Source organism: Bartonella sp. AP88HLJMH, from assembly GCF_042195605.1.
GTDB lineage: Bacteria > Pseudomonadota > Alphaproteobacteria > Rhizobiales > Rhizobiaceae > Bartonella.
This window is the reverse complement of sequence record NZ_JBHIOR010000067.1, coordinates 1-1,966: the sequence shown is the minus strand read 5'-3', so window position 1 is coordinate 1,966 and position 1,966 is coordinate 1. Positions and strand designations below refer to the sequence as shown.

1 protein-coding gene is annotated in these 1,966 nt (G+C 47.5%); it reads left to right on the top strand.

Features of this window, described 5'->3' with window-relative positions; genetic code table 11:
* Positions 1-1,966 (top strand): filamentous hemagglutinin N-terminal domain-containing protein (locus ACFIMA_RS09505; RefSeq protein ID WP_375693429.1); only part of this gene is annotated, 1,966 nt, incomplete at both ends.

Here is a 1,966-nt window from a genome sequence, read left to right as displayed (position 1 = left end):
ATTTGGGGGACTTGGTTTTTCTTGTTTGTTAGCCCCTTCAGCGTTACAGGCGCAAATTACTGTGGATCCTAACGCGAATGCCGCCCATCGTCCAGATATAGTGGCAGCGCCCAATGGAGTTCCCTCGATTGATATTGTTACCCCCAATGGCAAGGGCTTATCGCACAATAAATATAACGATTTTAATATTGGAAATCCGGGTGTGATTTGGAACAATCATGCGCAAGAAGTGGGGCAATCGCAGTTGGGGGGCATTATGCCGGGCAATCCGCATTTGCGTTTCACGGGTTCGGCGAAAGTGATTTTAAATGAAGTGACCAGCAGCAAGCGCAGTGCGCTTCATGGTCCAGGAGAGGTTTTTGGGAGCCCAGCCGATGTGATTATAGCCAATCCCAATGGGATAAGCTGTGATGGTTGTGGCTTTATCAATACGCCCCATGCGACTTTAACCACAGGTGTTCCCGAAATTGATGCGAGCGGTTTTTTGAAAGGCTTTGAGGTGCGAGGTGGGGATATTACCTTTGGCGCTAAGGGAGCCAATTTTTTCTCTGGTCAAGGGGCTGTTGATATTGTCGATATTGTCTCACGCACAGTGCATTTTGAAGGAGCTGTTGCGGGCAGAGAAATTGGTGTGACAGCAGGGACAGGTCACTTTGATTATGCTTCACGGGAAATGAAAGAACTGACCGATATTACCGGTAAACCGGAATATGCGATAGATGGTTCTGCTTTGGGGGCTCTACAGGCGGATCAGATTAAACTTGTGGCAACAGAAAAAGGTGTTGGGGTTCGCATGCGCCATGATATGGCCGCCAATGCGGGGCAGTTGCATCTTTCTGCTGACGGGAAAATCTCGTTGAAGAATGTTTTTGGTCATGGGGGTGTTGTCCTCAAATCGAAAAGCCAGAGCATATTGGCAAAACACATCACCTCGAAAAAGCATATTGATATTGCCGCCCATAAGGATGTGACGTTAGAAACGGTTGGTGCTGATGGTCATTTGAAGATAGAGGCGCAGGATGGGCTTTTATCGATTGCCGGTAAGGCAACCTCTGGGGGCAATATGGAGCTTTCTTCGCGCCAGACACTTCAAGTTTCAGGGCTAGGGGCAGGCGCTGATATGGCTCTTGAATCGGGCGGAAACTTGAAGCTTGAGGGGATTGTTTTAGCGCAAGGGAATCTCAAGGCGCATGCCGGTGGTGATATACAAGCTCATTTTTTAGCCGGTGGGGTTGATATGGCGGCAACGGGTGCTGCTGGTGTTGTTGTTCTTGGCACTCAAGGGGATGTTGATCTCCAGAGCAGTCAAGGTGCGATTGTTGCTGAAAGTGTTTATGGAGCAGGAGATATCACCCTGGTTTCTCATAACGGGCTATCTGTTTCTCAAACAATTCTGTCGCATCAAAATGTTGCCATTCAAGCACAACCAGCAACAAATGCTCCCGTTCATTTTGGGCAACTTTTAGCCTATGGCAAGGCAAATATTGAGGGTGGGGCGGTTGACTTTTCTTCGCTGATGACGGGTGAAGAAGCTGTTTTAAAGGTTGGCAGCCTTGATGCAGGCACACTGATGACAGGTGTCGTTTCTACGGGCGGTTCAGGGGATCTTGTTTTAGATGAAAAGGGCTTTCTTTTGATTACAGCAAAAGAAGGGGTGAAGGTTGGGCAGATTGCCAGTGGTGGCAATATTGAAATTTTTGCAGGCAACGACATCTATTATGATCAGGTCATAGGCTATGGCAGTGCAACATTGACATCGGTATCAGGAGAGATCAGTGTTGAGAATGTGTTGTCTGCTGAGGGGGATGTGAGATTGACAGCAAACACTCTCGATTTAAGCAATAACCGTTCTCATATTTACACGCCGCAAACGCTGTATTTAATTGCAGATCATATTGATGTCTCAGAGAGCGAATTGACTTATGGCGGTTTAGACTTTCAAAGCACCAATGCCCTTGATATTCAC